Raw genomic sequence first — 22,336 nt, forward strand, 5'->3', positions numbered from 1 at the left:
CGGGTCTTATTTCTATATAATAATGCACAAGGCACAATGGCGAAAAGAAAGAATCTCATAATTATTCTTTGCGCAACGTTCATCTTTTTTAGCGCTACTCTTTTTGCGGAAGACAAAAGGGTAGGAATCTTAGTTGAGAAAGCCCCTGAGCGGGAAGTTTTTACGTGCAAGTACTGTGGTGTACCACTCAGTGCTGGAAAGATACACACCGAGGCAAACCATATCATAGAGAATCAGATAAGGAATCGACTCTTTTATTTGGGAATTACTCCGAACGAATGTAATGAAAGTGTGGAAAGATGTATCTACGTTTTGATCTACCGGTTCCAAGAAAGGATAGGAGGACCGTATTCGGTAGATAAGCCGGCAAGTGTGGGATTCCATATGCACCTTTTGGAGGAGATGCGCCCTATTCGGTCTTACACTTTTGATGAGGAACAGAAACCACTCTTTAGCAACTTATTTAAGTTACTGAAGTTTCTAAAAAGGAAAGGCAGATGGGTTGATGCTTCTACCCTTTCTGAAGAGGGAGTAATCGATGGGATTAAGAAAATAATTTTAGAGGGTGAGTCAAAATGAGAGTCCTTTTTGCTATGGATCTTTTGGATGGGAAGTGTGTGAGGCTTACAAGAGGAGACTACAGTCAAGCGAAAGTTTATGGTGAAGATCCCATTCTCATGATCGAGCAGATGGTCAACAAAGGAGCAAGAGACTTCCACATAGTAGATCTAAATGGCGCAAAAGAAGGTAGACCTAGGCATTTGGAAATAATAAAAGCTATAAGGGAGAGGGTTCCCGGTTACATGGAAGTGGGGGGCGGTGTAAGGACTAAAGAAATCGTAGAGATTTACAAAGACCTTGGTGTCGACGGCGTTGTAATAGGTACCAAAGCCTTAATAGACCCAGAGTTTCTTCCTTCCGTAAAAGGGATCGGAGACATCACACTGAGCCTTGACATCCTTAATGGAAAGCCTATGATTATGGGCTGGAAAAAAGAGTCAGGAAAAGACCTTGAAGAGATCATAAAATTTGCCGAGGAATGTGAAGTTAACTATCTTCTTGTGACCGCGATAGAGAGGGATGGTACCTTGTCAGGTCCAGATTTTGAAGTGTTATCAAGGGTCATTGGTAGTACCCGTATCCCGGTGATTGGAAGCGGCGGGGTAAGGACCCTTGAAGATGTGAAACTTTTACTAGATATGGGCGCATATGGTGTCGTTGTGGGAAAGGCTATCTACGAGGGTAAGATTAGAATAGAAGAAGTAACAAGGTTTTTCTCGGAGAACTGAATGGAGGAAGAGATTAAACAATTGATAAGCCTCATCAAGTGGGACAGAGACGGACTTGTTCCTTGTGTGGTCCAGGATTTCGAAACGAAAGAGGTTCTCATGCTGGCATACATGAACGAAGATGCGCTATTGAGAACAATAGAGACGAAAAAGGCCCATTACTATTCAAGATCGAGAAAAAGACTTTGGCTCAAAGGAGAAGAGTCAGGACATACCCAAGAGGTAAAAGGGCTTTTCATTGATTGCGACAACGACGCAATCCTCCTTCTTGTGGAGCAGAAGATCGCAGCCTGCCACACTGGCTACTATTCCTGCTTTTACAGAACGTTTGAGGGGGGGTTGAAGGTTGTTGGCAGAAAAGTTTTCGAGGAGGAAAAAGTTTACGGAAAATCGAAATGAAAAGGCTCGCAAAGGACTTTTTAAGTCTTGGTCCTTTGGGGTACTTTCCGTACTTTCCGGGCACCCTCGCTTCTTTACTTATCTGTCTTTTGTTATTCTTTTTACGTTCCGATAGTCCTTTAATTTTTGAGATTTCTGTTCTATTTGTCCTTTCTTCCCTTACAGTCGTTTCTGTTCTTACTAGTGACCTAAAAGAGAAGGATCCACGCTTCGTAGTCATGGACGAAGTTATAGGTATGTATCTTACAGTATTAAATCACACCCCTTGCGCGTTCAATCTCTTTGTGGGATTCATTCTTTTTAGGTTTTTTGATATAATGAAACCGTACCCACTAAAGAAGATTGAAAAGTTACCGGGGGCTTTAGGCATACTCGCCGATGATATACTTGCTGGTCTTTACGCTAATCTATCCCTCTGTTTGATAGAACGTCTTTCGAGGAATGTCCTGTGAAGTTAGAGGAGAGGATCGGAAAGATTCTGACTGAGAAAGGATTAAAGATTGCAATTTCAGAGTCGTGTACGGGCGGACTTGTCGGGCACCTTATCACTAATGTGAGTGGGTCCTCCAACTACTTCGAGGCTTCGCTTGTAACGTACAGCAATGAGTCGAAATGGAAATTTCTAAATGTGGACAAAGAGGTCCTCGATGAGAAGGGTGCCGTAAGCGAAGAAGTGGCTGTTCTTATGGCTAAAGGTGTACGAAAAGCAACGGGGGTGGACATCGGTCTTTCTGTTACAGGAATTGCAGGGCCTACTGGAGGTACAAAAGATAAGCCTGTAGGATTGGTCTACATTGGGCTTTCTGTCAAGGAGGGAGACCTAGTAAGGAAGTTTCTTTTTTCGGGTGAGAGGATGGAAATAAAAGAAAAAGCTGCCTACGAGACACTCAACTTACTTCTGGACTATTTGGAAGGAAGGTTATTTTGAGAGCTTTTATAGCCCTCGATCTACCGGACCGAGTAAAAACGTACCTTCAAACTGTTATACGGACGCTATCCGAAAAAGAGGAGGAAACTAGGTGGGTAAAAAGCGGAAACCAGCATTTGACTCTTAAGTTTCTCGGGGAGATAGAGGAGGGTTTGAAAGAAAAGATAATAGCGGTATTAAAAAGTTCTACTCAAGGTTTTCCTTCCGTGAGAGTGCGTTTAAATAGGATTGAGGGATTTCCGGACAGTAAAAAGGCGAGAGTCGTTGTTATCACCTTAGCTTACGGAGTCGATGAACTAAAAAAACTGTTTGAGATTTTAGAAGAAGGACTCTCCAAGATCGGTTTTGAGAAGGAACGTAGAGAGTTTGTTCCCCATATAACGTTAGGAAGGAGAAAGATTGCAAAAGCGTTACCTGGCAATATTCGTATTGAACCGATCGAGTTCGTATTGGAAGATCTCGTCTTCTATAAAAGCACTCTCACACAGAATGGACCTATCTACGAACCTATATGGAAGGTAAAACTGACAGAAAGGGGTGGTGAAAATGCCGAAAGATGAGCAGACGAACAAAATCAAGGCACTTGAGATGGCGGTTACGCAGATAGAACGACTCTTTGGGAAAGGTTCGATAATGAAGCTCGGTGAAAGGGCAAGCGTCGATGTGCCAGTCGTTTCAACAGGCTCACTGGCCCTCGATATCGCTTTGGGGATAGGAGGCCTACCTAGAGGGAGAGTAACCGAAATATTCGGACCTGAAGCGTCGGGAAAGACGACTTTGGCTCTTCAGGTTCTAAGCGAAATTCAAAAGAAAGGCGGGATAGCCGCATTTATCGATGCTGAACATGCACTCGATGTGAAGTACGCAAAAAAGATAGGAGTGAACACAGACGAACTTCTTATCTCTCAGCCAGACACTGGGGAACAGGCTTTAGAGATCGCTGAGATCCTTGTGAGAAGCGGTGCGGTTGAAGGTCTTGTGATAGATTCAGTGGCTGCCCTCGTGCCAAGAGCTGAGATTGAAGGGGACATGGGGGATGCGCATATGGGATTACAGGCTAGACTCATGTCTCAGGCACTCCGCAAGCTGACTGCAACTATAAGTAAGTCTATGACCACGGTAATATTCATAAATCAGATGAGGCAGAGAATAGGCGTTCAGTTCGGGAACCCTGAAACAACGACCGGAGGAAATGCACTGAAATTCTATTCTTCAATAAGACTCGAAATAAGAAGAGTGTCGGCCATAAAGGATGGACAGGAAGTGATAGGTGCGAGAACCCGGGTAAAGATAGTCAAGAATAAACTTGCGCCGCCCTTCAAAGAAGCTGAATTCGATATGATTTTTGGGGAAGGAATATCGAGGGAAGGAGATATAGTAGATCTGGGTGTGGAGCTTGGACTGATAGAGAGGACTGGAACCTGGTACTCCTATGGAGAAACGAGACTCGGGCAGGGAAGAGATAACGCAAAAGAGTTCTTGAAAAGGCACCCTGAAGTGGCGAGGGAGATCGAAAACAAGATCCTTGCTCATTACGGGCTTTTAAGGAGCGAGGCGTGACATCGAAAGAGATAAGATCGAAATTTCTTAGGTATTTTGAATCTAATGGCCATACCATCTGCGAAAGTTCTTCCCTTGTGCCCTATGATGATCCAAGTCTGCTATTTGTTAATGCAGGCATGGTTCAGTTTAAAGGGGTCTTTTTGGGAATTGAGACAAGACCTTACTTAAGAGCTGTTTCGTGTCAAAAATGTGTAAGAGCAGGTGGAAAACATAATGACCTTGAAAACGTTGGAAAGACCTTAAGACATCACACATTCTTTGAAATGTTAGGGAACTTCTCTTTCGGAGACTATTTCAAGAAGGAGGCCATCGCCTACGCGTGGGAGTTTGTAACTAAAGAGCTGGATCTGGAAAAAGAAAGGATCTGCATCACGGTCTTCAAAGAGGATGAAGAGGCTGAAATTATTTGGAAGGGGATGGGTATCCCTAGCGACAGAATATTTAAACTTGGGGAAAAAGACAATTTTTGGTCAATGGGAGACGAGGGTCCATGTGGCCCGTGTTCAGAGATCCACTACGATATGGGAAAGAACGTCGGTTGTAGAAGGCCCAATTGTGGGGTCACCTGTGACTGCGACAGATTTCTGGAGGTGTGGAATCTGGTTTTTATGCAGTGGGAGAGAAAGAAAAACGGTGAAATAAAACCCCTGCCGAAACCGTCGATTGATACGGGTATGGGACTTGAGAGGATTTCGGCCATCATGCAGGGAAAGATTGGAAACTATGATACGGATCTTTTTTCCCCAATCATTGCAAAAGTAGAAGAAATCTCTGGAAGAAGATACGGTCAAGACGAAGAGACTGACATCGCAATAAGGGTTATTGCAGACCACATAAGAGGGGCAACATTTATAATCGGAGATGGGATTTTACCGGAGAGGGAAGGAAGAGGCTACGTGCTGAGAAGGATAATAAGGAGAGCTATGAGGTACGCAAGAAAGATCGGAATAGATGGAAACTTTCTCTATAGCCTTTCAGGAGTTGTTGTAGATCTTATGGGGGATATCTATCCTGAGATAAAGCAGAACCATCCACACATAGCTATGGTGATAAAAGCGGAAGAAGATAGGTTTAGAGAAACATTAACATTCGGGACTAAACTTTATGAGGAGGTTTCTGAGAGCATAAAGAAGACAGGCGGAAAGATCATCCCGGGCGACATAGTTTACAAACTTTACGACACTTATGGTTTTCCTTTGGATTTGACGATGGAGATGGCAAAAGAGGATGGTCTTGAGTTGGATCTTGAGGGTTTCAATAGGTCGCTCTTCGAGCAGAAAGAAAGATCAAAAGAGATAGCAAAAGCAAAAAAGGAGACGATCTATAGGTACGATTACTCTGGGATAAAAGAACCAACAGTATTTGTCGGCTACGATCGGCTAGAGTGTCCTGCAAAGATTCTCATGGTTTTAAAAGATTCGATCCCGTGTGAGGAGCTCAAGGAAAAAGAGGAAGGGGAGATAATACTCGATGGGACCCCCTTTTACGCAGAAGGAGGCGGGCAGGTTCACGATGAGGGGACTTTAAAAACGGAAAATGGCATAGTGAAAGTTACCCATGTTAAAAGGATCTTTCAAGACGTCATAGTCCATAGGGTAAGAGTTGAGCGGGGCTTTGTTAGGAAGGGTGAAATAGTTAGTGCAGCCGTGGACCCTTTAAGAAGAAGGGATGTTTCAAGGAACCATACCGCCACCCATCTTCTCCACTACGCTTTAAGAACGGTTTTAGGCGATCACGTGCGCCAGAAAGGCTCTCTTGTCGAAAAAGAAAGGCTGCGATTCGATTTCGCCCATTATAAAGCTATCGATCCCCATGAATTGTGGAAGGTAGAAGAAATAGTGAATGAGAAAATCATGGAGTGTGAGGACGTAAAGATAGAGATTAAGCCAAAGGAAGAAGCTATCCGCAGCGGTGCTATTGCTCTATTTGAAGAAAAGTACGGTCAGATCGTTAGAGTGGTGAAGATAGGGGATTTCAGCGCGGAGCTTTGCGGAGGGACCCATGTGAAAAATACAGGAGAGATAGGATCATTTATGATTTTGAGTGAGAGTGCTCTCGCATCCGGAGTTAGAAGAATTGAAGCTACAACTGGAAGATACGCGCTTTATCACTCAAGAAAAGACAGAGAGACGATGAGAGAGATCTCATCCATCCTGGGCGTGGAAAAACAGAAGCTTATGGAAAGGATTCAGGAACTCACAACGGCCCTAAAGGAGAAAGAAAAACAGATTGAAACTTTAAAAGAGGCAATTGTTTCTCAGAGAGTGGATGAGGCAATAAAGGAAGGATACGAGATTGACGGAGCTAAGGTTGTATCCGTTTTCGTAGAAGATGGAGAAGTAGAATTTTTGAGGAAAGTATCGGATATGATAAGGGAGAGGAGTAAAAATGCTATAGCCATCGTTGGAACCCGCAAAGAGGATAGAGGAATAATCGTTGTTGCAGTAAGCAGAGGCCTTGAAAATAGGTATAATGCAGGTGAGATCGTAAAAAAGATTGCTGAAAAGTACGGAGGAAGGGGAGGAGGAAGCCCGAATCTGGCCCAAGGAGGAATTCCTGGCGATAGAGTGAAAAACGCTATAAAAGATAAGACCCTTTTGGAAAGTATTCAGATGAGAAACTGATGGAGGATTACCTAAAAAAAGTACCCATTTTTTCATCTCTTAGGGAAACGGAACTCAAAGAGATCACAAAAGTCGTAAAAAGAAAAAGGTCGGGCAAGGGAGAGATTGTGTGCCAAGAAGGGACAGCCGGGGACTCAATGTACGTTGTACTGTCTGGGAAGGTAAAAGTGTCGCTTTTTCACGAAGGGAAAGAGTACATCCTTTCGATCATCGAAAAAGGTGGATTTTTCGGAGAGCTCTCTCTGATAGATGGACTACCGAGATCGGCAAGCGTTGAAACATTAGAAGATTCTGAATTTCTCGTATTGAAGAGGGATGAGTTCTTACGCCTCCTAAAGACATATCCTGAGATCTCAATAGAGATAATGAAAACCATGGCTACTAGACTGAGGAACACTGACGAAAAACTGAAAAACCTCGCATTCTTTCCGGTAGAGAACCGCATATTGAATTATCTTATCGAACTTGCAAAAAAAGAAGGTATTCGTATTAAAAACTACGTGATCCTTAAAAAGCGTCCTTCCAACACAGAGATAGCAAATTTCTGCAACTGCGCGAGGGAGACTGTCTCAAGGGCGATAAAAGCATTAAAGGAGAAAGGAATTATCATGGAAAATAATCGTCAGTGCATAATCTTTCCTCCCGAAGATCTAGCTTAATATTACGCTTCTATGATCTTCGTTTCCCAATAAGCTCTTTTGTACGCATTGATGTTTTTCTGGGCCACATTTTTGAACCTTTCTTTTACAGGCTCATCTAAAGCGTCTATGGGAAAGAGATTGGAAGCTTTGATTAAGGCTCCGAGCATTGTTGTATTCGTTATGGTTACCCCCATTTCCTCCCTTGCTATTTTCAATGCGTCGACGTATGCTATCCTAAAACCGGGAAAAAGTTTTCTTAGAGACTCTTCGTCGAGATTCGTGCTTATTACTACCATACCACCGGGCTTTAATCCTTCCGCAATATTTCCTGTGTTGACGAGACTTGAGTCGAGAATAACTATAAAATCAGGTCTATAGATCTTCGATCTCAACCTCACGGGTCTATCTGAAACCCTAAGAAAAGCTTGAACAGGTGCCCCTCTCCTTTCTGGACCAAAGCTCGGAAAAGCCTGGGCATAAAGTCCTACAGATATAGCGGCCTGGGCGGCAAGCTCAGCTGAGGTTACAGCTCCCTGACCTCCTCTTCCATGAAACCTGATTTCCTTCATAGCGCTCTCCTTTCATGAAAATTTTTTTATCGTATTCTCCATATGGTTCCTTCTTTTGTGTCTTGAAGGACTATACCTTTCTCCAAAAGCTCCTTCCTTATTCTATCCGCCTTCTCGTAATCTCTCATGGTTCTGGCCTCTGCCCTTTCTTTGATCTTTTTTTCAACGTATTCCAGTTCCAATCCGATACGCTCAAGGTGTCTCTTTTTTTCATCAAACTCGAAAGTGTAAGGATCTTTGGCGAGTAAACCCATAATACTTGAAAGCCTTATGAGCGTTTCTCTGGCGTTTAAAATGTAGGGGTAAGCACTTTCATCCTTTTCGTCGATAAGTCTATTGAGCAATCTTGAAAGTTCAAAGAGTTGGGAAAGGGCGTAAGGTGTATTAAAATCGTCTTCCATAGCCTCGTAAAATCTTCTTTCTTTGAGTAAAACCTCATCGTGGGGTTTCTCGTACGTTATTTTGTCGGCATCTAGTTCTTTAGCCCTCATGAGAGTGTAGTATAGCCTTCTCAAGGCTTGATAGGCGTCCTCTATTGCCTTTTCTGTGTATTCGATGGGACTTTTATAGTGGGTGGAAAGGAAAAAAATTCTTAATGCTTCTGGTTCGTATTCCTTGAGAAACTCTTTTATTAGAAGGATGTTTCCTAAGGATTTAGACATCTTTTCCTTGCCCATATTTACAAAACCATGGTGAACCCAGTACTTGACGAAATCTTTGCCGAAGGCGGCTTCAGACTGAGCCTTTTCGTTTTCATGGTGGGGAAATATAAGATCCTGCCCACCGCCGTGTATATCTATGGGTATTCCCAGATACTTCACACTCATGGCCGAGCATTCGATATGCCAGCCGGGCCTTCCTTTCCCGAAAGGAGAATCCCAGAAAGGCTCACCTTCCTTGGAGGCTTTCCATAATGCGAAGTCCAGAGGGTTTCTTTTTTTTTCATCGATTTCGACTCGAGCCCCATGGAGCATCTCACTCAGATTTCTTTTAGAGAGCTCCCCGTATTTGGGAAAGCTTTCGACTGAGAAGTAGACATCGCCGTTCACAATATAGGCATTCTTTTTCTTAACGAGAATTTCGACGAGATTTATCATGTCTTCGATGTGCTCTGTTGCGCGAGGTTCGTACGTCGGTTTTAAAATATTGAGCATTTTCATGTCTTCATAGTATGAACCAATGTACTTTTCTGCGATCTCGTGCCAAGGGATACGTTCTTCTTTCGCTCTTTTTATGATCTTGTCGTCTATGTCCGTGAAATTCTTCACAAATAATACGTTTAGGTTCTTTGAAAGGAAGAAACGGTAAATGGTATCAAAAATTATGGCGTTTCGAGCATGACCTATATGGCAGTGATCGTAAACGGTAACCCCACATACGTAAATCTTTACTTTGCCATCTTCGCTTTGTATAAACTCTTCTTTTTTTCCGCTTAAGGTATTGAAGATCCTTTGCGGCATAGGGACGAATATTTACCACGACGCTTATTGTTTGTCAAAGATCTCAGAGAGGATTTTTGGGACGTTTGCAAGGAGGGCCATAGCTTTTTTAGCATCTTCGCTGCTTAAATTTCCGAGTCCGCAGCTAGGCGTAATAAGGATATTGAGCTCCTTTTCAAAAGGTTTGATTTTCGAAAACTCGTCAAGAAACCGGCAAAGAATCTCCTTTATCTTTTCTTGTGTAATCTCTTTTATGTCATCTGTGGAAGGGACTATGCCTGGAGAAATTGTGCCTTTTCTTTCAAGGAACCTTTCGAGATCTTCCCTAAAAAGGAAGATATTCTCCAAGAAGTTATAGGCGTCGTAGTTTATTATATCGGCATTGGATCTTAGAACTAATGACCAGTCCGTATTGCCGCAGCAGTGTATCCCGATTTTTGCATCAATCTGATAAAATGCCTCATTAAGAGCAGAGATTAGCTGATCTTGCGGCAGTGACAAGTAGGAAGACCCGTATGCCACAAGGTAAGGCTCATCAAAAAATAAAATCACCTCTTTACTGGGAAGCCGGTTTTTAATTTCAAAAACCATCCATCTTGCCTTCATGTTGATAGTTTTTTTTAGGATGCCAAAGAAAAAATCGTCGTATATTATGGGTAATCCTCTTTTATCTTTTATACCCATAGCCATGCTTATTGGGCCTGTTATCTGAGTCTTTACGGCCTTTACGGAGCTTTCGATCTCTTCGATCCTTTCTAAGAGCCTGTAAAATCCTGGAATAAGTTCTTTTCGGATAGCAAAGCTTTGGACTTTCTCCTCTGTAAGATGTATTAAAAATTCTTCCCAGTCCTCTCCATCATCCACGCGGGGATAGACATTGCCTATATCATCGATATAGAAGAAAGGGACACCGTCTAAAAAAGGTACGTACATATTTTCCAGTTTGGATCTGCGAGGAAGCTGGGGCCAAAAGGGAATTTCAGGACATTTGTTAAATATTAAATCGATAGCTTCGTCTACGTCTGTAAAAGGGAGACTGCCTATACCGGTTATCAAGGAAAACCTCCGGAAAAATTTTAGTAAAATTTTTGGCAAAAAACACTAAATTTGATTTATTTCGGCCCAAAAGACTGGTATAATTTTCGCAAAAGCCCCTTCTTAAACGTCCGGCCAAGCCCACGTTTAATAAAGGGTTAGAAAAGGTAGAAGGAGGTAACATGGAAGAGGCAAAGTTGAATGACACCGTGAGGGTACATTACAGGGTTTCTCTAGAAGATGGCTCAATCTTCGACTCCACAGGCGAAAAAGAACCGTTCGAGTTCACGATAGGTAAAGGGATGGTCATAAGTGGGTTCGAAAAGGGAATTATTGGAATGAAAAAAGGGGAAACCAAAATATTTTCCGTTTCTCCTAGCGAAGCTTACGGAGAGTATGATGAGAATCTTGTGTTTTCAATTGAGAGAGACTACATACCACCGCACATAAAACCTGAAGTTGGAATGGTTCTTAGGGTTCACTCACCTTATGGATTCTCAAGCCTTGTTACGGTAAAAGAGATTGACGATGAAACTGTGATACTCGATGCCAACCATCCACTGGCTGGCAAAACACTTATATTCGAGGTAAGACTCGTAGAGATTCTCAAATGATCGGATTGTTAGGAGAGAAAAAGGCCTCTACCTGGCAAGGCCCTTTCTCTCCTATTTCTTTCCGTTTTTCTATCCCATTGCGCGCATACCGTTGTCGAGTTTGGTCTAAATGTAAACCCATCTTCCAAATCTGAAAGTGGGTCGATCTTTTTTTATTCTAGCCATATCCTCACAATTTTGGAGGCTAGACTTCCCACTTTTTACCTATCTTACGTTGATTACGATGTTTGAGATCCTTGTGTGTCTTTTTTTCTCAGCCAAAATTACACCTTTCTGAGTTTTATACCTGCTTACGCTCCTTTTTCGCTACAGGTCTTTTCGTTTAATCTATAAGATTTTCTAAAATTGGCATTTTTGATTTTCCCAATCTTTGAGCTTTTTGCGATGGCCTAAAATCTTAGGTGGGAAAAAGCTATTTTCTAGCTTAAATCCTAGACGTTTGCGGCCGGAAAATTGACGTTCCCGGATAAAATAATTCTTTGCCCCGGGTAATGGGCCTTGGCAAAGACTTCTTTCTCTTGGGGAGATGAAAAACCACGCATTAAAAGGGTTTTTTTTATTTCTTCTTTTAGAGACTTAATTGGAGCTAGTTATGTTTTTTATTCATCCTTTGGAAGATGTATAGGGAATGGCGGGGTCGAATTCCTTGACATCATCTTTTTTCTCTTTTTGCCCATATTACTCCTTCTCAATCTCCTTCTGATTCTTGTCTTTTTTGTAAGCGATGCCATAGGATCCTCCTTTCTAATGGAGGATACCATAGTTGTCTTCCAATTGCAATTTTTGCTTGATGTAAGGGTCTTATGGTGTTATGAATATTGCGTAAATGGTAGGACTGGTAAAAGACGAGCTCTTTCTGGAACATAAGCCCGAGGCGTATCATCCGGAAAATCCGAAGAGGTTGGAATACATTTACAAGATGTTACCGGAAATTGACCAGGATGGCATATTTTATATAAGTGCCAGAGATGCGGATCCTTCCGAGATTACATACGTACATGATCCGTCTTACGTGAACTTTGTTGCCGCCACCTCAGGTTTTTGGAGAAGGCTAGATCCGGACACGTATGTGTCTCCTAGATCTTATGAAGTGGCTTTAAGAGCAGTTGGCGCCACAATATCGTTGATAGATGCGGTAATGGAAGGAAAAATAAGGTGTGGTTTCGCTCTGATTCGTCCTCCCGGACATCATGCGGAAAAGAAAAAAGCCATGGGTTTCTGTCTTTTCAATAATGTTGCTATAGCCGCAAGGCACCTACAGAGGCTTTATGGACTTAACCGGACCGCGATAATCGATTTTGATCTCCATCACGGAAACGGGACACAGAACTGCTTTTACAGAGAGAATTCTGTACTATACATTTCCACCCATCAGTACCCCTACTACCCCGGGACTGGTTGGCTTGATGAAATTGGTGAGGAAGAGGGTAGAGGCTATACTGTGAATGTCCCCTTACCGTATGGGATGGGTGATGAGGATTATGTCTTCGTTTTTCGTGATCTCATCTCGCCCTTACTTAGACAGTACAAACCTGAATTTATCTTGGTCTCGGCAGGGTTCGACGCGTACCATAGAGATCCTCTTGGGGGTATGTCGTTAACTGAGGATGGATATGGAGCATTGACAAGGATTTTAAATGATATAGCGAGGGATGTTTGCAAAGGGAGACTGGTTTTTGTCCTCGAAGGCGGATACGATCTACAAGGGCTTTGTAGTTCGGTAAAAAGAGTAATTGAGGAGCTGAAAATCTCTAGGCCCTTTGGCTCGGATACCGAACTTAAACCGTCTAAAAGAGTCATAGAAATTGTGGCCGAAATTAAAGAGAAGCTCTCGCTCTACTGGCGACTTTAATCGGTTTTTCTTTCCATAATCATCTCCTTAAGCTCTTTTCCGACCTTGAAGTAGGGTAATCTTTTTGGTTTGACATTCACTTTTTCACCGGTTTTGGGATTTCTTCCTATGTAGGCTCCATACTGTCTTGAAGAGAAGCTTCCGAAACCTCTTATCTCAACTCTTTCCCCGTTTACAATAGCTCTCTTTATGCTCTCGATGATGGTATCGACTGCGATTTTGGCTATCTTTAAATTAAGTCCCTTTCTTTCTGCAAGTTTCGCTATTAGATCGGCTTTATTCATGAATTTCCTCCTTATAAGTTTTGAGCACAGTAAGCATAAGCATTTTTAAATATACATAAACCGTCGGGTAAAGAGGGTAGTTTTTCTCTCATCCATCTTGGATGTTGAAATCTATCGACATAGGCTTCAGGGTGTGGCATAAGACCAAAAATCCTGCCTGTTCTATCGCATATACCCGCTATGGCCTCCTGTGATCCATTAGGATTCCACGGGTATAGGTGCGTAACATAGCCTTCTCTGTCTGTATACTGAAGTCCTATATGGTTTTCTTCCTTAATTCTTTTTAGAACCTCCTCGTCTTTTGCCACGAACTTTCCTTCTCCGTGCCTTACAGGAAGGTATAAATGATCGAGGCCTAAAAGAAAGATACAAGGTGAACCCTTATTAACCTTAAGGTAAACCCATCTGTCTTCAAATTTGCCCGAATCGTTAAAGGTAAGCGTTGCAGTCTGCTCCTTGTACGAGCCGCCCAAGCCTGGTAGGAGTCCCGTCTTTACAAGAAGCTGGAATCCATTACATATTCCTAAAATGCACTTGCCGTCGTTAACAAACTTTATGAGTTCATCTATAAAATAGCCTTGTCTTCCCTTCAAAGGTTGGTACTTCCATTTAACAGCCTGTGCCTTGGCTGAACCGAGGTCATCTCCATCGAGAAAGCCTCCAGGAAGTGTAATAAACGCGTATCTGTGGATTATATGGGGCCTTTCCAAAAGTTCGTAGATGTGGATAAGGTCCGGCGAAAACCCCGCAAGCTCATGAGCAAAAAAGGTTTCCCTCTCACAGTTAATGCCGTTTCCAAAAAGAACTAGGCTTTTTGGCCTTTTCTTTCTCATGTGGCGTAACTGTGGAGGCCAGATAGGAGAAAATTAACACCGAAGTATGTAAAGAGCACACTTAAAAAGCCAATTATAGAAAGAAGAGCAAGCCTTTTTTCAGTCCATCCGCGCACGAATCTTCCGTGTAGTAAAACTGCATAGATGATCCAAGTGATGAGTGACCAAGTCTCTTTAGGGTCCCAGCTCCAGTACGATCCCCAAGCGTAGTGTGCCCAGACAGACCCTGAAAGAATCCCAAGCGTCAAAAAAATGAATCCTATCGAAGCGCTAGTGTAATTTATCCTATCCAGGACCAAAAGATTGGGTATCGGCCCTTTTGAATGGAAGAAGAAAAGGACACCGCAAATGAAAGAGAGAAAAAAAGAGGCGTAAGCGATAAAACACGTAAGAACGTGAATATGTAGCCAGTTACTCTGTAGTGCTGGAAGGAGAGGTCTTATCTCTCGATCGATTGTTGGTGAAAGATTAGCATAGGCCATGATAAGGAAACTTCCGCCTATGGCGAGAAGGTATATAATATTGCTAATAAGCTTCTTCCTTAGAATTAGGGCGATACCGGTTATGCACCAGGAGAAGATAACTAAAGACTCGTAGTAGTTTGAAAGCGGAGCATGTCCGAACCCGATTTTGTATGACTCGATCCAGCGCACAATCAAAGCAAAAGTGTGGACGGAGAAGACAATCATGGTCGCAGGAAAAAGGAATCTTTGTCTAAACGGAGTCATTATCAAAGAAAGGAAAAGCAAAAGCAAATAAAGAGAAGTGGCAAAAAGAAAAACAGTCTCATTCCACATGGAATTTTCCCTTTATTCTTTCAATTTCTTTAATTGCACTCTCTTTGGTCCTTCTCGAACGTACCAATACCCAAAGCCCCTCTGTGTCTTTTCGCAAATAGATCCTTTTGGGGGTAACAAAGAAGTTTAAAAAAAGACCAAAAATGAGAAAAGAAAAGCCAGACCAAACCACATATATCCCAGGATCTTTTGATACCTCAAGAACGGTGTAGATATCCTCTTTTATGTCTTTTAGCGTTACTGTCCTCCCCGCTATTCTTTTTGTTTTCATTCTTTGGACGTCCCTCAAAAACCAAACGGTCTGAGGACGGTCCCCTTCTAAGTAGCCGACAAGGATCCCTGGGCCAAAATTGTGAATAGAACTTTCGTACCTTACAACCCTCATTATGAGATCGCCTTCCCTTAGTATCTCAAATTCCTTAAGCACCCTTTCGTTTCCGTCTACGTCGAAGTAAAAAATACCCTCCTTTCCATAGCTTGACTGATAGAAGTATATACCGGCGTATTTAAGTGGACGGTTTACCTCTATCTGGCTTTCTAGAACCTTTGTACCGTTCTTTATAATTTCCAATTCGGTTATGTATTCCTTAGGGGTTGAGCCATCAGGGTAATATTCAATACGGAAGTCCCTGCATTTTAAAGAAAAATCAAGCTTTATATTTTCTGAATTCCTACCCCTTTTTGTTACGTAATCGATCTCCTCCCCCTCTCTTAGGACTATAAAACCCCGAAAACCGAAAAGTAGTCCTATAAGACTCCCAAGGAGGATAAGGATTATACTTCCGTGGACTAGATGAATGCCAAATTTAGAAAGTCTTCCCTTCTCTAACAAAGCTCCTTCCGCAGTCCATTGAACAAGTCTATAATCATTCTTTAGACTCTCAACCGCAGATTCAAGAGTTTTGCCCTGAACATACAAAGAGTCTTTAGAGCTTTTAAACGTTTCGAGAAGTGGTATTTCTTGATCAGGGAAAGAAAAATCTTTTTTGAGTCTTTTGAGACTGCAGAAAAAGAGATTTACAGTGAAAAGAAAAAGCAATGAAATGAACCACCAGGTGTGAAAAAGGTCATCGAGGCCTAAAAGGAATATTATCTTATAAGTCGTCTCTGAGTATAACTCAAGGTATTCCTGTGGACTCGCCCGTTGCTTGATAAGAGTCCCGAGGATACAACTTATCGCTATGATGGTGAGGAGAATTACTGCAAATCTTACTGAACTTAGAAATTCAAGTATCCGCTTCCCATACCTTACTTCTTGTGACATTCTGTACACTTTGTTGGTGCCTTGATACCCTTAGCAACGACTTCTTTGTGACAATCTATACACATTTTGTGGTATGCGTCTTTAAGGAGAGTTACACCTGGTTTACCATCTTTTGCAGGGTGGCATTTGATGCAAAGGTCTGGTTGCTGAGGATCCTGATCTTTGTGGTGGCACTTGTCACAGGCAATCTTGTGCTTGTCAGTATGGAGAGGATGGTTGAAAACTACAGGGGCTAGCCTTCCCCCTTCCATCTTAAGAGTTATTACCTCTGGTATTTTTTTCTGGGCTGTACTTCCAGTTGCAAGAATGAGGATGGATAAAAAAGTAACGATTACTCCGAAAACGAAAGACCTAATAACCATTCTACCCCTCCCGTTTAGATTTGCCAATTTATAAATCAAAAGCTCTAGCCAAGTCAAGAAAAAGAAAAAGTTCGCAATTTCCACTTGACAAGGAGTCGAATTTCTTCTACTTTTACTTTAAAACGATTTTAACCTAGGAGGAACGATCATGGCGAAAAGGTATGAGATTTACAAATGTAATGTCTGTGGTAATATTGTGGAAATACTCCACGCAGGGAAAGGACAGCTCGTCTGTTGTAACCAGCCTATGAATCTCCTTGTAGAAAACACAGTGGAGGCCTCCTATGAAAAACACATTCCTGTCATTTCTAAAGAGGGGGAGAAAATAGAGGTAAAAGTTGGATCGGTTCCCCATCCAATGGAAGAGACCCACTACATCGAGTGGATTGAGATTCTGACTGACGGCCGGGTACTTAGGCAGTTTTTAAGTCCAAAAGAGGAACCGAAAGCCCTCTTTTATGAGGGAAGCACAGAGATCACAGCCAGAGAATACTGCAATTTGCACGGCCTATGGAAATCAAAGTAAAGGGAGGTGCATTATGAAGAGTATAAAAGGTACAAAAACAGAAAAGAACCTACTTGCGCTATTTGCTGGTGAATCTCAGGCGAGGAATAGGTACACATTTTTTGCATCGGAGGCAAAGAAAGAGGGCTACGAACAGATTGCCTGGGTATTTCTTGACACAGCGGATAACGAAAAGGAGCACGCAAAGAGACTCTTTAAGTTCCTAGAAGGTGGGGAAGTGGAGATAACCGCAAGCTATCCGGCGGGAAAGATATCCAACACGCTTGAAAATCTGAAGGCAGCTGCGGAAGGTGAAAATTTGGAATGGACTAAACTTTACCCTGAGGCCGCAAAAGTAGCTGAAGAGGAGGGTTTCCCGGAGATAGCGAAGGTCTTTTTGGAAATCGCAAAGGCCGAAACTGAACATGAAAAAAGATACAGAGCTTTCATAAAAAATATCGAAGAAGGCAGGGTGTTCAAACGGGAAGTGCCGGTAAAATGGAGATGCAGGAACTGCGGATACGTTTACTTCGGAGAGGAGGCTCCGGAGAGATGTCCGGCGTGTGACCACGAAAGGGGATACTACGAGCTATACGTGGAAAACTACTGACAGGTAAGGCCGGGTTTTCCCGGCCAATTCCTCATCCTTCCCAAATTGACTGTCCTTACGGCAGGTGGTAGACTACTTGAGTGGCAAGCGGTTTTAAGGTGCCCAAAAGATTCTACTTTTACGTTTGCAAAGAGATCCTATACGTTTTTTTAGTTTCTATCTTTTTACTCACCTTTGTTCTTATACTTGGCAGAATAAGAAAGCTTACGGACCTCATAATAAACAAGGGGGTTGAGGTTCAAGACATACTACTTGTCCTTTTATACACAGCGCCGTCCTCTCTCATGTTTACGCTCCCTATGGCTTTCATTTTAGCTACAATTGTAGTCCTCGGGAGGCAATCTGCAGAAAATGAGCTATTAACCCTGAAAGCCTCGGGAATAAGCCTTAAGTGCCTCTTTGTTCCTGTTTTTTTTTACGGTATTGCTATAGCCATTTTGGGACTAGCAAACACTCTTGTCTTTATTCCTAAAAGCGGAGAGCTTTTAAGAGAGACTGTTGTAAACATTATAAAAAAGGGAATCACAGTAGAAGATAGGGAAGGTGTATTTAACGACTCCATTCCTGGCATTGTGATTTACATTGATAAAGTACAGATGAGGGACGGGTATTTTTCTGGCATCCTTGTCTCAGATGAAAGAGAAAAGGATGTAAGACAGATTGTGACTGCGAAAAAAGGTATTATAAGCTTCGATCCTTCGAGTATGAACTTAACATTCGTACTGAAGGATGGAGTTTTACATAGATGGGAAAGGGAGAAGGATATTTACAGGAATCTGGCCTTTAAGGATTACAACTTCACAATAGATCTGAATACTATCCTGCCCAAAGGGAGACCACTGAGAAAGAAGCCTTATGAGATGGATATGGGAGAGCTTAAAGACCGAATAAAAATGGAACAGAATCCTTCACGAAAGTACGAGCTTCTCCTGGAACTTTACAGAAAAATCTTTCTTCCCCTTTCATCTTTATCCTTCAGTCTCCTTGCGGTACCTTTAGGTGTAAGAAGGAGGACTGAGGGGAAATTTGCAGGAGTAACTTATGGCCTTTTTCTTTTCGTTGTGTACTACCTTTTGATTGCCTTCTCGGATTATGCCGGAAAAACGTTACAGATTCCAGCGGCACTTGCAGCCTCTTTGCCTAATCTCTGCGTGGGAATTATTGGTCTTTATCTTGCCTTTCGTCTCAACCACGAGGAGTACGTAAATTTTTATCACAGAATGAGATTTTTTAGCGAAAAACTCCATGAAAAGGTTAGACAAGTACTTAATAGGGACGACGATAAAAGTTCTCCTTATATGTGAAGCAGCAGGTCTCTGTGTTTTCACGACGATTGACTTTTTCGAAAACATAGACCTTTTTGCCTCATCCTGGCAGAACTTTGCGCTTTCCTTGGTCTATTTGGCCTTTCGGATGCCCCACTTTGCTAATTTGGTACTACCACTTGCTTTTCTCATCTCAATGCTTGTCACTTTCACCATCATGATAAGAAACAACGAAATGATAGCCATAAGGAGTTCTGGTATCAGCACATTATTTTTTGTACGTCCCCTCCTGTATCTCGCACTGATTCTTACTTTTGTAAATTTTTTCGTATCTGAGTTCGTATCTGCAGAGGGACTCAAAGTTTCGGAGCATATCTTCAGGGCAAGGATAAAGAAGGAGGAAGCTTTTATCTCTTACAAGAACGATGGGATATGGATTAAAAAAGGGAACGTGATAAGTAAGATAGACTTATTTGATGGAAGGGATGACACCGTAAAGGGTGTTACAGTCATAGAGCTTTCCGATGGGTATAGAATAAAGAGGAGATTTGACGCAAAAGAAGGTTTCTTTTCTGGGGAAAAATGGATACTCAAAGATGTGATAGAAAGGAACTTCGACGAAAGTGGGGTTCTCTCCAAGAAGGTCCATACATCGCTAAGCGGACTTATACATGAACCTCCTCAGGCTTTCAAAAATGTCCAGAGAAATCCCGATGAGATGAGCATAAAGGAGTTATTAGCGTATATAAAGAGGCTTAAAGAAAATGGGTACAGTGTCAAAAGATACATGGTGGATATTCATAATAAAGTATCCTTTCCTTTTGTGAACGTTGTTATGGTAACACTCGCTTGTTCGATCGGGTTTAGGTATTCCAAATCTAAACAAATATCTTATGGAATCTTTCTAGGTCTCGTAATTGGAGCGTCCTACTGGCTTATCCACTCTCTTTCCCTTTCTCTTGGTTATTCGGAGATTTTTCCTCCGATCTTTTCTGCATGGCTTACAAACCTCCTCTTTTTCTCATCTGGAATCATAGGCGTTCTTACTCTGCGGACATGATAGATTACAGATCGATGTTCTTAGCTCTCCAAAAGAGAAGAAAAATTTATTTGGATGTAGAGACAGACTTTTTAGGAAGGATATGTGTCATAGGGATAGCGAAAGAGAATAGGGATTTCATCCAGTTTTACGGAGAAGAAGTTCTTTTTATCAACGTTGAAAAACCTCTATGCACTGCAGATATTATTGTGACTTTTAACGGAGACAGGTTCGATTTACCACTCATCAAAAAACAGCTAAGGATTGATCTTTGGGAGTCGCACCTATCATTGGATCTTTGTAAAGTAAAAAAAAGTATGGGAATCAAAGGAGGCCTCAAAGAGGTGGAAGAATTTCTAGGAATACCAAGAAAAACTAAAGGGCTGAGAGGATATGAAATTCCAAGGCTTTGGGATCGCTACTTACGTTATGGAGACAAATATGCACTAGATCTCATCCTCGACTACAATAGAGAAGATGTACTAAATCTAATCGAAGTCGAAAAAAGACTCCGGTATCTTTTGGAGGTAAAAGATGGAAAAACTTTTCGAGATAGAATCGACCTATAACCGGATAAGAGGGATTATCACATATCCTCATCAAGATGAAGGGGTTTTCCCATGTGTAATACTTTCCCACGGTCTTTTAAGTTCTAAGAACAGCATAAAATACGTGGAAGCTTCAGAGAGATTGAAAGATTACGGGCTAATAAGCGTAAGGTTCGATTACCATGGATGTGGTGAGTCTGGGGGTAAAATAGAAGAGACAAGTCTCACAAAGAGGATCGAAAATTTAAAAAAAGTGCTGGACTTCGCAGTATCTGATCCGAAAGTGGATAAAAAGCGGATTGGCATACTCGGGAGTAGTTTCGGAGGAACTACAGCTCTCGTTTTAGCATCGAAAGATAAAAGAATAAAGGTCCTTGCTTTGCTTGCCACTCCTTATAAGCTTGGAGAAAAGACTAGCGAGGTTTCAAAAGTCCAGTTTCACGATTCTTTTTTTCAAGATTTTTCAAAGTACGACATACTTTCATCCGCAGGGTCAGTTTCGTTCTGTCTTTTAGTGCACGGGCAAAAGGATGAAACGGTGCCCGTTGAGCAAGCAGAAACGATATTTGAAAGGTTACGCCCACCTAAGAAACTGGAAATAATAGAAGGTGCAGATCATACCTTTTCTGACCCAAACCATAGGAAAATGGTCATAGATCTAACTTGTCAGTGGTTTCAAGAGCATCTACTTTAAAATTTCTTTTTTTTCGTTTCTCGTTCTTAGATGATCCTTTATAAAGTCGCCAATTACGTGGCTTAACCCGATCCCCAAAGCGAGAGAGAGGGCCATAATTACTCCTCCAAAGACTATAAGGAAGCTAACAGTGATGATCGTATTGCCGATCCCTATGTACTCGAAAACTATCCCAAAAGTTATTATTATTAGAAATATCCGCACAGCCTTCGCAATGATGTCCCCGTACTTTATGTTTGCGTTTTCGCAGGTCATGAAGATGAGCCTGCCCATGAAATTGCTAAATATGATCCCGATTATGATGATAACAACGCTTGCGACTACAACGGGTAAGGCGTTTGAAATCCTTAATGCGTACTCCGAAAATTGCGTGACGCCTATGAAATTAAGCCCGAAGGAAAGGAAGGATATTATGAAGATCCAATACACGATTTTGCTTAAAATTATAGAAGGACTTGACTTAACTCCACCCTTTTCCAAAAAATTGGCAACTCCGGCATCCTGAGCCCATCTATCGAACCTTAAGACCATGAGCACTTTTTCGAGAAGCTTTCTTATAAGCCAGCTTACAACAATACCCCCGAGCATTACAATGACGAGAACAAGAATGTTTAAAAAAATTTCTGTGAAATTCTCGTAAAGATCTATGAATAAATCCTTGAGAAATTCCTCCATACCAAGAAAATATTATTTAGAAACGGATAACTATGTCAAATTGGTCATCTTTGTTGCCTCTTCGACAGCCTCTATTATTTTTTTATAGCCAGTACACCTACAAAGATTCGATGATATTGTCTCCACTATTTGGACTCTGTCTGGTTTAGGGTTCCTCTCAAGAAGGGCTTTGGCCACCATTATCATCCCAGACGTACAGAATCCACACTGGACTGCCCCTTTTTCAATGAAGGCAGACTGTAGAGGGTGCAACTTACCCCCCTTCTTTAAGCCTTCAACAGTTTCAACACTCGAACCATTTAATTCAACTGTGAGGACAAGGCAAGACCTAACGGGTTTACCATCGACGATAACAGTACATGCACCACATGTGCCAAGACCACAGGCCTCTTTTGCACCGGTAAGTGAAAGCCTTTCACGAAGTGTCTCTAAAAGGGTCTCGTATGGTTTTACTTCTATGGCAGTCTCTTCCCCATTTAAAATAAGTGATACTTTGTGGAATTGCAT

The 22,336-nt window shown here is 42.0% G+C and carries 28 protein-coding genes; 17 read left to right on the top strand and 11 right to left on the bottom strand.

Annotated elements, in window-relative coordinates:
* Positions 1–36 precede the first annotated feature (36 nt).
* Genes NZ583_02435 through NZ583_02475 form a run of 9 tightly spaced genes read left to right on the top strand, consistent with a single transcriptional unit; the run spans position 37 to position 7,462 of the window.
* The gene (locus NZ583_02435; protein ID MCS7280473.1) at positions 37–579 is read left to right on the top strand and encodes a hypothetical protein; all 543 of its coding nucleotides are present in this window, start codon (positions 37–39) and stop codon (positions 577–579) included.
* On the top strand, positions 576–1,289 hold the full coding sequence (locus tag NZ583_02440) for a 1-(5-phosphoribosyl)-5-[(5-phosphoribosylamino)methylideneamino] imidazole-4-carboxamide isomerase (GenBank protein MCS7280474.1): 714 nt from the start codon (positions 576–578) through the stop codon (positions 1,287–1,289). The genes NZ583_02435 and NZ583_02440 overlap by 4 nt, the downstream gene beginning before the upstream one ends.
* Positions 1,290–1,688 (top strand): phosphoribosyl-AMP cyclohydrolase, encoded by a 399-nt coding sequence (hisI, locus tag NZ583_02445; protein ID MCS7280475.1) that lies wholly within the window; start codon positions 1,290–1,292, stop codon positions 1,686–1,688.
* Positions 1,685–2,140, top strand: a complete 456-nt coding sequence (locus NZ583_02450; protein MCS7280476.1) for a phosphatidylglycerophosphatase A — start codon at positions 1,685–1,687, stop codon at positions 2,138–2,140. Before hisI ends, NZ583_02450 begins: the two co-directional genes overlap by 4 nt.
* Positions 2,137–2,616, top strand: a complete 480-nt coding sequence (locus NZ583_02455; GenBank protein ID MCS7280477.1) for a CinA family protein — start codon at positions 2,137–2,139, stop codon at positions 2,614–2,616. The genes NZ583_02450 and NZ583_02455 overlap by 4 nt, the downstream gene beginning before the upstream one ends.
* Positions 2,613–3,176 carry an RNA 2',3'-cyclic phosphodiesterase gene (gene thpR, locus NZ583_02460; GenBank protein ID MCS7280478.1) on the top strand — a complete coding sequence of 188 codons (564 nt, stop codon included), beginning with the start codon at positions 2,613–2,615 and terminating at the stop codon, positions 3,174–3,176. Before NZ583_02455 ends, thpR begins: the two co-directional genes overlap by 4 nt.
* Positions 3,163–4,176 (top strand): recombinase RecA, encoded by a 1,014-nt coding sequence (recA, locus tag NZ583_02465; protein MCS7280479.1) that lies wholly within the window; start codon positions 3,163–3,165, stop codon positions 4,174–4,176. The genes thpR and recA overlap by 14 nt, the downstream gene beginning before the upstream one ends.
* On the top strand, positions 4,173–6,803 hold the full coding sequence (gene alaS, locus NZ583_02470; GenBank protein ID MCS7280480.1) for an alanine--tRNA ligase: 2,631 nt from the start codon (positions 4,173–4,175) through the stop codon (positions 6,801–6,803). The genes recA and alaS overlap by 4 nt, the downstream gene beginning before the upstream one ends.
* On the top strand, positions 6,803–7,462 hold the full coding sequence (locus NZ583_02475; GenBank protein MCS7280481.1) for a Crp/Fnr family transcriptional regulator: 660 nt from the start codon (positions 6,803–6,805) through the stop codon (positions 7,460–7,462). Before alaS ends, NZ583_02475 begins: the two co-directional genes overlap by 1 nt.
* Positions 7,463–7,464: 2 nt before the next feature.
* On the opposite strand, the gene NZ583_02480 is transcribed toward NZ583_02475, so the two are convergent.
* The 3 genes from NZ583_02480 to NZ583_02490 are packed head-to-tail and all read right to left on the bottom strand — an operon-like array spanning position 7,465 to position 10,508.
* Positions 7,465–8,013: a 2-oxoacid:acceptor oxidoreductase family protein gene (locus NZ583_02480; protein ID MCS7280482.1), complete on the bottom strand. Its 549-nt coding sequence runs from the start codon at positions 8,011–8,013 to the stop codon at positions 7,465–7,467.
* A gap of 26 nt (positions 8,014–8,039) precedes the next feature.
* Positions 8,040–9,473, bottom strand: coding sequence for a cysteine--tRNA ligase (cysS, locus tag NZ583_02485; protein ID MCS7280483.1), 1,434 nt, complete (start codon positions 9,471–9,473; stop codon positions 8,040–8,042).
* A 24-nt stretch (positions 9,474–9,497) separates the two neighbouring features.
* Positions 9,498–10,508 carry a hypothetical protein gene (locus tag NZ583_02490; protein MCS7280484.1) on the bottom strand — a complete coding sequence of 337 codons (1,011 nt, stop codon included), beginning with the start codon at positions 10,506–10,508 and terminating at the stop codon, positions 9,498–9,500.
* Between the two features lie 161 nt (positions 10,509–10,669).
* Here NZ583_02490 and NZ583_02495 point away from each other — a divergent pair, with 161 nt between their 5' ends.
* Positions 10,670–11,101 carry a peptidylprolyl isomerase gene (locus tag NZ583_02495; protein ID MCS7280485.1) on the top strand — a complete coding sequence of 144 codons (432 nt, stop codon included), beginning with the start codon at positions 10,670–10,672 and terminating at the stop codon, positions 11,099–11,101.
* Positions 11,102–11,700: 599 nt separating this feature from the next.
* On the opposite strand, the gene NZ583_02500 is transcribed toward NZ583_02495, so the two are convergent.
* Positions 11,701–11,832 carry a hypothetical protein gene (locus NZ583_02500; protein ID MCS7280486.1) on the bottom strand — a complete coding sequence of 44 codons (132 nt, stop codon included), beginning with the start codon at positions 11,830–11,832 and terminating at the stop codon, positions 11,701–11,703.
* A 95-nt stretch (positions 11,833–11,927) separates the two neighbouring features.
* On the opposite strand from NZ583_02500, the gene NZ583_02505 reads away from it, so the two are divergent.
* Positions 11,928–12,953, top strand: coding sequence for a histone deacetylase (locus NZ583_02505; GenBank protein ID MCS7280487.1), 1,026 nt, complete (start codon positions 11,928–11,930; stop codon positions 12,951–12,953).
* Here NZ583_02505 and NZ583_02510 read toward each other — a convergent pair.
* The 5 genes from NZ583_02510 to NZ583_02530 all read right to left on the bottom strand — a co-directional run bounded on the left by NZ583_02510 (position 12,950) and on the right by NZ583_02530 (position 16,493).
* Positions 12,950–13,237: an integration host factor subunit beta gene (locus tag NZ583_02510; GenBank protein MCS7280488.1), complete on the bottom strand. Its 288-nt coding sequence runs from the start codon at positions 13,235–13,237 to the stop codon at positions 12,950–12,952. The two genes, NZ583_02505 and NZ583_02510, sit on opposite strands and share 4 nt — an antisense overlap.
* An 11-nt stretch (positions 13,238–13,248) precedes the next feature.
* Positions 13,249–14,070, bottom strand: coding sequence for a phosphoribosylformylglycinamidine synthase subunit PurQ (locus NZ583_02515; GenBank protein MCS7280489.1), 822 nt, complete (start codon positions 14,068–14,070; stop codon positions 13,249–13,251).
* Positions 14,067–14,759 carry a cytochrome c biogenesis protein CcsA gene (gene ccsA, locus NZ583_02520; GenBank protein MCS7280490.1) on the bottom strand — a complete coding sequence of 231 codons (693 nt, stop codon included), beginning with the start codon at positions 14,757–14,759 and terminating at the stop codon, positions 14,067–14,069. The genes NZ583_02515 and ccsA overlap by 4 nt, the downstream gene beginning before the upstream one ends.
* A 97-nt stretch (positions 14,760–14,856) precedes the next feature.
* Entirely contained in the window at positions 14,857–16,131 is a 1,275-nt protein-coding gene (locus tag NZ583_02525) for a cytochrome c biogenesis protein ResB (protein MCS7280491.1), read from the bottom strand.
* Positions 16,116–16,493 carry a cytochrome c family protein gene (locus NZ583_02530; protein MCS7280492.1) on the bottom strand — a complete coding sequence of 126 codons (378 nt, stop codon included), beginning with the start codon at positions 16,491–16,493 and terminating at the stop codon, positions 16,116–16,118. The genes NZ583_02525 and NZ583_02530 overlap by 16 nt, the downstream gene beginning before the upstream one ends.
* Before the next feature lie 148 nt (positions 16,494–16,641).
* On the opposite strand from NZ583_02530, the gene NZ583_02535 reads away from it, so the two are divergent.
* The 6 genes from NZ583_02535 (at position 16,642) to NZ583_02560 (ending at position 21,154) form a co-directional block, all read left to right on the top strand.
* On the top strand, positions 16,642–17,019 hold the full coding sequence (locus NZ583_02535) for a desulfoferrodoxin (protein MCS7280493.1): 378 nt from the start codon (positions 16,642–16,644) through the stop codon (positions 17,017–17,019).
* Between the two features lie 13 nt (positions 17,020–17,032).
* Complete coding sequence (locus NZ583_02540; protein MCS7280494.1) at positions 17,033–17,608, top strand: rubrerythrin family protein; 576 nt, start codon at positions 17,033–17,035, stop codon at positions 17,606–17,608.
* A gap of 80 nt (positions 17,609–17,688) precedes the next feature.
* Positions 17,689–18,912, top strand: coding sequence for an LptF/LptG family permease (locus tag NZ583_02545; protein ID MCS7280495.1), 1,224 nt, complete (start codon positions 17,689–17,691; stop codon positions 18,910–18,912).
* Positions 18,854–19,933: an LPS export ABC transporter permease LptG gene (gene lptG / locus NZ583_02550; protein MCS7280496.1), complete on the top strand. Its 1,080-nt coding sequence runs from the start codon at positions 18,854–18,856 to the stop codon at positions 19,931–19,933. Before NZ583_02545 ends, lptG begins: the two co-directional genes overlap by 59 nt.
* Entirely contained in the window at positions 19,930–20,481 is a 552-nt protein-coding gene (locus tag NZ583_02555) for a ribonuclease H-like domain-containing protein (protein ID MCS7280497.1), read from the top strand. The genes lptG and NZ583_02555 overlap by 4 nt, the downstream gene beginning before the upstream one ends.
* Positions 20,447–21,154, top strand: a complete 708-nt coding sequence (locus NZ583_02560) for an alpha/beta fold hydrolase (protein ID MCS7280498.1) — start codon at positions 20,447–20,449, stop codon at positions 21,152–21,154. The genes NZ583_02555 and NZ583_02560 overlap by 35 nt, the downstream gene beginning before the upstream one ends.
* On the opposite strand, the gene NZ583_02565 is transcribed toward NZ583_02560, so the two are convergent.
* Positions 21,146–21,829 (bottom strand): hypothetical protein, encoded by a 684-nt coding sequence (locus NZ583_02565; protein MCS7280499.1) that lies wholly within the window; start codon positions 21,827–21,829, stop codon positions 21,146–21,148. The two genes, NZ583_02560 and NZ583_02565, sit on opposite strands and share 9 nt — an antisense overlap.
* Before the next feature lie 30 nt (positions 21,830–21,859).
* Complete coding sequence (locus tag NZ583_02570; GenBank protein MCS7280500.1) at positions 21,860–22,336, bottom strand: (2Fe-2S)-binding protein; 477 nt, start codon at positions 22,334–22,336, stop codon at positions 21,860–21,862.

Source organism: Thermodesulfobacteriota bacterium (genome assembly GCA_025062045.1).
Lineage (GTDB): Bacteria > Desulfobacterota > Syntrophorhabdia > Syntrophorhabdales > JANXAF01 > JANXAF01.